The organism is Streptomyces boluensis, from assembly GCF_009908195.1.
GTDB lineage: Bacteria > Actinomycetota > Actinomycetes > Streptomycetales > Streptomycetaceae > Streptomyces > Streptomyces boluensis.
This window is the reverse complement of record NZ_JAAAHS010000339.1, coordinates 1-8,595: the sequence shown is the minus strand read 5'-3', so window position 1 is coordinate 8,595 and position 8,595 is coordinate 1. Positions and strand designations below refer to the sequence as shown.

Genomic DNA, 8,595 nt, shown 5'->3' with positions numbered 1-8,595 from the left:
GCCCCACCCGGCGCCCCGCCGCCCCCGCACATCGCGCCTCACGCACCCCTGCTCCGTACGCGCCAATCTCCGTACGGGGCAGGGGTGTCGGGCTGTCCGGGCCCGGTCAGACCTGGGGGCGGAGCCGGGCCGCGTCGACCGTGGACTGGCCGTCGCGAGTGTCGGCGAGCAGGACGCTGCCCTTGCGCCAGTCCTTCCAGCTCATGTTCCAGTCGCCGAGGCCGTTGCCGAAGGCCGGCATGTCCTCGCCGTAGCTGTTGACCGTCTCGACGATGTCGCCCTGGCGCAGCGTCTCGAACAGCCAGGCGGCGTTGCTGGTGCTCATGCCGACGCAGCCGTGGCTGGTGTTGGCGAAGCCGTGCGAGCCCGCGGACCACGGGGCGGCGTGCAGGTACTCGCCGGTGTCGGTGACGCGGGTCGCGTAGTACACCATCTTGTCGTAGAAGTCCGCGGAGCCGATGCTGGCACTGGTCATGCGGACCGCGTACTCCTGGCCGAGAACGACCTTGACGCCGTTGCGCGTGGAGTAGCCGGGCTTCCCGGTGGTGACCGGCACGGAGTTGATCTCCTCGCCGTTGCGGTAGACCGTCAGGTTGTGCGAGCCGGCGTCCACCACGGCCTCGACGCGGTCGCCCGTCTTGAGCTTGAGGGGCTTGGTGTCGGTGCCCCACAGGCTGTCGCTGACCTTGATGCCCTCCAGGTTGGATTGCACCTCGATGGTGGCGTTGGACGGCCAGTACTTCTGGGGGCGGAAGTGCAGTTCCTTGCTGTCCACCCAGTGCCAGGCGCCGTCCGCTGCGGGCGTGGAGCGGACGGTGAGGGCGCGCTCGACGGTCGCGCGGGCCTCTTTGCCCTTGACGGCCTTGCTGAGCTTCGCGACAACGGGCTGTCCGACGCCGTACGTGCCCTTCTCCGGGCCGAGTTCGACCTTCAGGAGCTTCTTCTTCGGGGTGTCCGTGTCGAAGGCCAGGAGCTTCGTTCCGGGCGCTCCGTCCTCGTCCTCCGTGCTGACCTTCACGGAGTAGTGCACGCCGGCGGCGAGGGGGCCCGTGGTGTGCCAGCGCGTGCCGTCGGCGGAGAGTTCGCCGGCCACATAGCGGCCGAGCGAGTCGGTGGCGGTGACGTCGGTGATGCGCCCTTCCTCGCCCTGGGCGGTCACCTCCAGAGGCTTCTCCGGATCCGCCTTCTTGGTCCCCTCGGGGCCGTTGAAGACGATCTGGCCGGCCGCGTCGTACGGCTTCGCCGAGAGCGGGTGGCCGTCGGAGCCGCCGCACGCAGTGGCTCCCGCGCCGAGCGCGACAACCACCAGCGTGCAGCTCAGAACCGTGCTGATTCGCGGTGAGTTGCTCATGAGCACACGGTATGAAGATTCGTCAGCCGCGGCGCGCCCGGTGATCCGTACGGGGGAGGGTGGAGGTTACTGCAGAAGAGGGGCCCGGACTCTCCTTGACGGAGTGTCCGGGCCCCTCTGGTGGTGCTGCGTGCTAGCGGCTCACTGGTTCTGGTTCTCGCCGCGGTAGTACTCGTACACCCAGCCCCACAGACCCACGAGGATCAGCGGTGCCGAGAAGAACATCAGCCACCAGCCGAAGATGACGCCCATGAAAGCGAGCGCGCCACCGATGGCAAGGGAGAGCGGCTGCCAGCTGTGCGGGCTGAAGAAGCCCACCTCGCCGGCCTCGTCCGCGACATCCGCTTCCTTGTTGTCCTGCGCCATGGCGTCGACCCGCCGGGCCGTGAAGGCCAGGTAGTAGCCGATCATGATGCAGAGGCCGAAGGCCAGGAAGAGCGCCGTGGTACCGGCCGGCTCCTTCGACCACACGCCATAGACGATCGCCATGGCGAGGACGAAGACGCTCAGCCAGATGAACATCTTGCCCTGGATCTTCACTTGCCGGCCTCCTTGCCGCCCGCGAGCGCCTTGCCCTCGTCAACGTGATCGAGTTGGTCGAGCGCCGCGATCTCGGGGTGGTGCAGGTCGAACGCCGGGGATTCGGAACGGATCCGCGGCAGGGTGAGGAAGTTGTGCCGCGGCGGCGGGCAGGACGTGGCCCACTCGAGCGAACGGCCGTAGCCCCACGGGTCGTCGACCTCGATCTTCTTGCCGTACTTGGCCGTCTTCCAGACGTTGTACATGAACGGAAGCATGGAGAGGCCGAGCAGGAACGAGGCGATCGTCGAGATCGTGTTCAGCGCGGTGAAGCCGTCGGCCGCGAGGTAGTCCGCGTAACGCCGCGGCATGCCCTCGGCACCGAGCCAGTGCTGCACCAGGAACGTGCCGTGGAAGCCCACGAACAGCGTCCAGAACGTGATCTTGCCGAGCCGCTCGTCGAGCATCTTGCCGGTGAACTTCGGCCACCAGAAGTGGAATCCGGAGAACATCGCGAAGACCACGGTTCCGAAGATCACGTAGTGGAAGTGCGCGACCACGAAGTACGAGTCCGATACGTGGAAGTCCATCGGCGGCGAGGCCAGGATGACGCCGGTCAGACCACCGAAGGTGAAGGTGATCAGGAAGCCGACGGCCCAGAGCATCGGGGTCTCGAAACTCAAGGACCCCTTCCACATCGTTCCGATCCAGTTGAAGAACTTCACGCCTGTTGGCACGGCGATGAGGAACGTCATGAAGGAGAAGAACGGGAGCAGCACTCCACCGGTGACGTACATGTGGTGCGCCCACACCGTCACGGAGAGACCGGCGATCGCGATGGTCGCGCCGACCAGGCCCATGTAACCGAACATCGGCTTACGCGAGAAGACCGGGATGACCTCGGAAATGATGCCGAAGAACGGCAACGCGATGATGTACACCTCTGGATGCCCGAAGAACCAGAACAAGTGTTGCCATAGCAAGGACCCGCCATTGGCGGCGTCGAAGATATGGGCACCGAATTTCCGGTCCGCCTCCAGGGCGAACAGCGCGGCCGCGAGCACCGGGAAGGCGAGCAGGACCAGAACACCGGTCAGCAGCACGTTCCAGGTGAAGATCGGCATGCGGAACATCGTCATGCCGGGAGCGCGCATGCAGATGATCGTGGTGATGAAGTTGACCGAGCCGAGGATCGTGCCGAAGCCGGAGAAGGCCAGACCCATGATCCACATGTCGGCGCCGATACCCGGCGAGCGGACCGCGTCCGACAGCGGGCTGTAGGCGAACCAGCCGAAGTCGGCCGCACCCTGCGGGGTGAGGAAGCCGGCCACCGCGATCAGCGAACCGAAGAGGTACAGCCAGTACGCGAACATGTTCAGCCGCGGGAACGCCACGTCGGGCGCGCCGATCTGCAGCGGCATGATCCAGTTCGCGAAACCGGCGAACAGCGGCGTCGCGAACATCAGCAGCATGATCGTGCCGTGCATCGTGAACGCCTGGTTGAACTGCTCGTTCGACATGATCTGCGTGCCGGGACGGGCCAGTTCGGCGCGCATGAAGAGCGCCATCAGACCGCCGATGCAGAAGAACACGAACGACGTGACCAGATACATCGTGCCGATCGTCTTGTGGTCAGTGGTGGTCAGCCACTTGATGACCACATTGCCGGGCTGCCTGCGCCGAACCGGGAGCTCGTTCTCATACGGTTCACTGCTTGCGGCGCCTGCTGCACCAGCACCCTGGGGTTCATTGAGGATGCTCACAGTTGGTTCTTCTCCGCATTCCTGGCCGGGTCCGTCTGCTCGATACCGGACGGGATGTAGCCGGTCTGCCCCTTCTCGGCCAGCTCCTTCAGGTGCTGCTGGTACCTCTCCGGGGAGACGACCTTGACGTTGAACAGCATCCGGGAGTGGTCGACGCCGCAGAGCTCGGCGCACTTGCCCATGAAGGTGCCCTCCTTGTTGGGAGTCACCTCGAAGGCGTTGGTGTGGCCCGGGATGACGTCCTGCTTCATGAGGAACGGCACCACCCAGAAGGAGTGGATGACGTCACGCGAAGTCAGAATGAAGCGGACCTTCTCGCCCTTGGGCAGCCAGAGGGTCGGGCCCGGGTTGCCGTTCTGCGGGTTCCTCGTGCCGGGCGTGCCGACGTCGAAGACACCGCCGGCGTTCTCCGGGAAGTCCTTCTGGAACTTGTCCGGAATTGCCGAGAGTTCCTTGTTCGCCTTGGCGTCGCCTTCGGAACCAGGGACGTTCTCGACGTAGTTGAAGCCCCAGCTCCACTGGAAGCCCACCACGTTCACGGTGTGCTTCGGCTTTTCGGAGAGTGCGAGGAGCTTCGATTCGTCGCGGGCCGTGAAGTAGAACAGCACCGAGACGATGATGAGCGGAACCACGGTGTACAGCGCCTCGATGGGCATGTTGTACCGGGTCTGCGGAGGTACCTCCACCTTGGTGCGGCTGCGCCGGTGGAAGTAGGTGCTCCACAGGATCAGACCCCACACCAGCACGCCCGTGGCGAGCGCTGCCGCCCACGAGCCCTGCCAGAGGGAAAGGATCCTGGGAGCCTCTTCCGTTGTCGGCGTTGGCATACCAAGGCGGGGGAAGTCCTTGTATGTGCAACCGGTTGCGGTCGCCAGGATCAGGCCCGCAGTCAGCACCTGCGGCAGCTTCCGCCGCATCGGGCGCCGCGACGAGCGGTCGGAGCCGTTGGGACTCACGTAGCGCCTTCCCGAGAGTCTCGCCCGCTCGGCCGGGCTCGGCCGATGCTGGTCGGGCTCCGGACCCTGTACGGGCAGGGGTTTGGATGTTTATGCGGACCAAACCCTACTGGACGCTATTTGGGGTCGCGCGGGGAGGGTGCCCAACGCGCCGTGGCACGACCCGAAGGGGTGGCGGCGGGCCCCTCGCGAGGGCCTCCGAAGGCCCCAACGCCGCACTTGAGCAGGCAACTGACGCTCCCTCCAGAGATACCGACGACAAGTCGGCGGAGCCCTGTGACCACACGGCCGACAGCCCCCTCGGGAGGGTTGTCCACAGGCTCGCCGGGACGTCGCCCGATCCGGGTAGCGTGACGATGTGCCCTACTTCGACGCCGCATCATCCGCTCCTCTGCACCCCGTTGCCCGGCAGGCGCTGCTCGCCGCGCTCGACGAGGGCTGGGCCGACCCGTCCCGGCTCTACCGCGAGGGCCGGCGGGCCCGGCTGCTGCTCGACGCGGCGCGCGAGGCGGCGGCCGAGGCCGTGGGGTGCCGTCCGGACGAGCTGGTCTTCACCGCTTCGGGGACGGCCGCGGTGCACTCCGGGGTGGCCGGGGCGCTTGCCGGGCGGCGCCGGGTCGGGCAGCGCCTGGTGGTGTCCGCCGTCGAGCACTCCTCCGTGCTCCATTCCGCCACCGCCCACCAGGAGCGGGGCGGCTCCGTGGTCGAGGTGCCGGTGGTGCGTACGGGGCGGGTGGACGCGGCCGAGTTCGCGGGGGCGCTGACCGGCGACACCGCGCTGGCCTGCCTCCAGTCCGCCAACCACGAGGTGGGGACGGTACAGCCGGTGGGCGAGGTGGCCGAGGCGTGCCGGGCGGCCGGGGTGCCGCTGCTCGTGGACGCGGCCCAGTCGCTGGCCTGGGGGCCGGTCGAGGGGGCCTGGTCGCTGCTCGCGGCGAGTGCGCACAAGTGGGGCGGACCGTCGGGAGTGGGGCTGCTCGCGGTGCGCAAGGGGGTGCGGTTCGCGTCTCAACTGCCCCTGGACGAACGGGAGTCGGGGCGGTCGCCGGGCTTCGAGAACCTGCCCGCGATCGTGGCGGCGGCGGCCGCGCTGCGTGCCGTGCACGCGGAGGCGGCGCAGGAGGCGGTGCGGCTGCGGGAGTTGACGGAGCGGATCAGATCCCGGGTGCCGGAGCTCGTGCCGGATGTGGAGGTGGTGGGCGATCCGGAGCGGCGGCTGCCGCATCTGGTGACCTTCTCGTGTCTCTATGTCGACGGTGAGTCCCTGCTGCACGAGCTGGACCGGGCCGGGTTCTCCGTGTCGTCGGGTTCGTCGTGCACCAGCTCCACGCTGACGCCGAGCCATGTGCTCAAGGCGATGGGGGTGCTCAGCGAGGGCAACGTCCGGGTGTCGCTCCCGATGGGTACGGCGGCGGACGATGTGGAGCGGTTCCTCGGGGTGCTGCCGGGGGCGGTCGCGGCGGTGCGGGAGAAGCTGGAGGCGCCCGGGGCCGCGACGGCGGGCACCGCGGCCGGTTCGCTTGTCGTGGACGCGCTCGGCCGGCGCTGCCCGATTCCGGTGATCGAGCTGGCCAAGGTCATCGGGGACGTCCCGGTCGGCGGCACGGTGACGGTCCTGTCGGACGACGAGGCGGCGCGGCTCGACATCCCGGCCTGGTGCGAGATGCGCGGCCAGGAGTTCGTACGCGAGGACCCGGCGGACCGTGGTGCTGCTTATGTGGTCCGCCGGGTCTCGTGAGCCTCAGGGAGAGGCGCGCCTGCTAGGCCAGGTGTTCCTTGACCTCGGTGGCGGCCTCGAAGCCGTACGCCTTGGTGAAGCGGTCCATGAAGTGGGCGCGGCGCAGGGTGTACTCCTGGGTGCCGAGGGTCTCGATGACCAGGGTGGCCAGCATGCAGCCGATCTGCGCGGCGCGTTCCAGGCTGACGCCCCAGGAGAGGCCGGAGAGGAAGCCGGCGCGGAAGGCGTCGCCGACGCCGGTCGGGTCGACCTTGGCGTCCTCCTCGGGCACGCCGACCTCGATCGGGTCCTCGCCCACGCGCTCGATGCGGACGCCGCGGGCGCCGAGGGTGGTGACGCGGTGGCCGACGCGGCCCAGGATCTCGTCGTCGCTCCAGCCGGTCTTGGACTGGATGAGGCCCTTCTCGTACTCGTTGGAGAAGAGGTAGGTCGCGCCGTCCAGGAGGGTGCGGATCTCGTCGCCGCCCATGCGGGCGATCTGCTGCGAGAAGTCCGCGGCGAACGGGATGGAGCGGCTGCGGCACTCCTCGGTGTGGCGGAGCATCGCCTCCGGGTCGTCGGCGCCGATGAGGACCAGGTCGAGGCCGCCGACGCGCTCCGCGACGGACTGCAGCTCGATGAGGCGGGCCTCGCTCATGGCGCCGGTGTAGAAGGAGCCGATCTGGTTGTGGTCGGCGTCCGTGGTGCACACGAAGCGCGCGGTGTGCAGCACCTCGGAGATACGTACGGACTCGGTGTCCACGCCGTGCCGGTCGAGCCAGGCGCGGTACTCGTCGAAGTCGGCGCCCGCGGCGCCGACCAGGAGTGGACGGGCTCCGAGCTGTCCCATGCCGAAGCAGATGTTGGCGCCCACCCCTCCCCTGCGCACGTCGAGGTTGTCGACCAGGAAGGAGAGGGAGACCGTGTGCAGCTGATCCGCGACCAGTTGGTCGGCGAATCGGCCGGGGAAGGTCATGAGGTGGTCGGTGGCGATGGAGCCGGTGACTGCGATACGCATCGCGTAAGTCTCCTGATGGGAGAGGCTGCGGTGAGGAGTGACAGTTCACGCTACCGGGTCCGCACCGCTTCCCTGAACTGCCAAAACTACCCGATAGTAGACCTTTTTCTGCGGGGTTCCGCGTGCGTACGGTGCGTATATGTCGAAGCACACCGCCTTGCCGGAACAGCCCGACCTCACCCTGCAGCAGCTGCGCGGGGACTGTGCCCGGATGGCGCCGCACTGGTCGGCGGTGCGCGAGGCCGCGCCGCAGCCCGTCTCCCCCGCCCGTATCCACGGTGTGATCGTGCCGGGCAGTTCGGCCCGGCTCCTGGACTCGATGTCCGACCACTACGGCGACTGACGGGCGCGGAGCGGGAACCGCGCGCTCCTCTCCTCCGTCCCATCGACAGTCGAGGGCGTGGATGAAGGAGCGATGCGGTGAGCAGCGAAGAGACGCACGAAGGGCCTCGTCGGCGGCCCCGGTTCGCGGTGGCCTCGGTGGCGGCCGCGGTGCTGCTCGCCGGGGGCGGCGGCGCGTATGTCGCGGCGAACGCCTCGGGCGACGGCGGCTCGGGCGCGGGTTCGCCCACCGCTGACGGCACCCCTCCCCCGCTCACCCTGGACGACCCGGAGCGCTCGGTCGCGCCCGGCGAACCCGCACCGGGCGGGGTGCGGTACCGCGCGGGCGGTGAGCTGCCGGACGGGCCGGACTCCGCGGCGGTGTACCGGGTGCGGGGCGCGGTCTCCGCGTCCCAAGTGGCCGTACTCGCCAGGGCACTTGACGTGTCCGGCACGCCGCGCACCGAGGGCACGGAGTGGAAGGTGGGCCGCGCGGGCGAGGGTCCGGTGCTCACCGTGGGCAAGGAGGCGCCGGGCACCTGGAGCTTCCGGGCGCACTCCGGCGGTACGGACAACTGCCTCAAGGGACGGTCTTGCGGGGCTTCGGGGGCCGACGGGTCTTCGGGGATCGCGACCGCCGAGGGGTCCGGGGCCGGGCCGGTGGACGAGCGGGCCGCGAAGAAGGCCGCCGCTCCGGTGCTCGAAGCGGTCGGGCAGCGCGGTGCCGCCCTCGACGCCTCGCAGACGCTGGGTGCGGTACGGGTGGTGAACGCGGACCCGAAGGTGGGCGCGCTGCCCACGTACGGCTGGTCGACCGGGGTCCAGGTCGGCTCGGACGGTCAAGTGGTGGGCGGCAGCGGGCAGTTGACGAAGCCGGTGAAGGGCGACACGTATCCCGTGGTGGGCGCGGAGAAGGCGATCGGCCTGCTGAACAAGGCCGGCTCCGGCGG

The 8,595-nt window shown here is 68.8% G+C and carries 7 protein-coding genes and 1 pseudogene; 3 read left to right on the top strand and 5 right to left on the bottom strand.

The genetic code is table 11. The features are described from left to right. Positions 1–106 precede the first annotated feature (106 nt). The 4 genes from GUY60_RS29945 to ctaC form a co-directional block, all read right to left on the bottom strand. Positions 107–1,351, bottom strand: coding sequence for a L,D-transpeptidase (locus tag GUY60_RS29945; RefSeq protein ID WP_161703431.1), 1,245 nt, complete (start codon positions 1,349–1,351; stop codon positions 107–109). A 141-nt stretch (positions 1,352–1,492) separates the two neighbouring features. Beyond that, the gene (locus GUY60_RS29940; RefSeq protein ID WP_161703429.1) at positions 1,493–1,891 is read right to left on the bottom strand and encodes a cytochrome c oxidase subunit 4; all 399 of its coding nucleotides are present in this window, start codon (positions 1,889–1,891) and stop codon (positions 1,493–1,495) included. Next, positions 1,888–3,633 carry an aa3-type cytochrome oxidase subunit I gene (gene ctaD / locus GUY60_RS29935; RefSeq protein WP_161703427.1) on the bottom strand — a complete coding sequence of 582 codons (1,746 nt, stop codon included), beginning with the start codon at positions 3,631–3,633 and terminating at the stop codon, positions 1,888–1,890. The genes GUY60_RS29940 and ctaD overlap by 4 nt, the downstream gene beginning before the upstream one ends. After that, positions 3,630–4,589, bottom strand: a complete 960-nt coding sequence (gene ctaC, locus GUY60_RS29930; protein WP_161703425.1) for an aa3-type cytochrome oxidase subunit II — start codon at positions 4,587–4,589, stop codon at positions 3,630–3,632. The genes ctaD and ctaC overlap by 4 nt, the downstream gene beginning before the upstream one ends. Positions 4,590–4,947: 358 nt before the next feature. On the opposite strand from ctaC, the gene GUY60_RS29925 reads away from it, so the two are divergent. Continuing rightward, positions 4,948–6,327, top strand: coding sequence for a cysteine desulfurase/sulfurtransferase TusA family protein (locus tag GUY60_RS29925; protein WP_161703423.1), 1,380 nt, complete (start codon positions 4,948–4,950; stop codon positions 6,325–6,327). Between the two features lie 22 nt (positions 6,328–6,349). Here GUY60_RS29925 and GUY60_RS29920 read toward each other — a convergent pair whose 3' ends face one another. Then, positions 6,350–7,324, bottom strand: coding sequence for a carbohydrate kinase family protein (locus GUY60_RS29920; protein WP_161703421.1), 975 nt, complete (start codon positions 7,322–7,324; stop codon positions 6,350–6,352). A 139-nt stretch (positions 7,325–7,463) separates the two neighbouring features. Here GUY60_RS29920 and GUY60_RS29915 point away from each other — a divergent pair, with 139 nt between their 5' ends. Both GUY60_RS29915 and GUY60_RS29910 read left to right on the top strand, forming a co-directional pair. After that, complete coding sequence (locus GUY60_RS29915) at positions 7,464–7,667, top strand: hypothetical protein (RefSeq protein WP_161703419.1); 204 nt, start codon at positions 7,464–7,466, stop codon at positions 7,665–7,667. A gap of 77 nt (positions 7,668–7,744) precedes the next feature. After that, positions 7,745–8,595, top strand: a pseudogene (locus GUY60_RS29910) (hypothetical protein); the annotation flags it as partial.